Source organism: Halorubrum sp. Atlit-28R, assembly GCF_003665955.1.
Classification (GTDB): Archaea; Halobacteriota; Halobacteria; order Halobacteriales; family Haloferacaceae; genus Halorubrum; species Halorubrum tropicale.
Genome location: NZ_QPLS01000276.1, coordinates 1 through 440, shown reverse-complemented (window position 1 = coordinate 440; position 440 = coordinate 1). Strand labels below are relative to the sequence as shown.

General features: G+C 60.5%; 1 pseudogene. It reads left to right on the top strand.

The window, feature by feature from the left end:
- Positions 1-43: 43 nt before the first annotated feature.
- Positions 44-440, top strand: a pseudogene (locus DVK06_RS17890) (hypothetical protein); the annotation flags it as partial.

Below are 440 nucleotides of genomic sequence, written 5' to 3'. Positions count from 1 at the left end.
GTATCGCGACCATGGCATCTACATCCAGTACCGGTGAGCAACGATGAGCGAGCCAACCGACCGATTCGTGATCGAGATCGGAACCGGAACCGTCGCGCACATCATCGATACGGACGCCGACCAATCGGAGACGGACTCTCGCTTCTCGCTCGGCATTGGAGGTCCCGGGGAGATGATGTGTAGTCGAGGGAACCGCCACCCGCGTCCGCAGCACGTCTCGTTGTCGGAGTTTGCCGCCCACCACGACATCAACAAGGCGGGCTTCGAAGGCGATGCACCTGACGAGATCTGTTCGTATTGCTGGTCGAACACGCGTGAAGCAGTGGGGAAAGAGCAGGATGCTGACGACCTGTCCGAGCAGATCGGGACTGTCGGGTATCGGCTCCGGTGGAAGCAGAAAGGGCGTGCGCGGGAGGAGTGGTACGATATCGTCGTGAGAC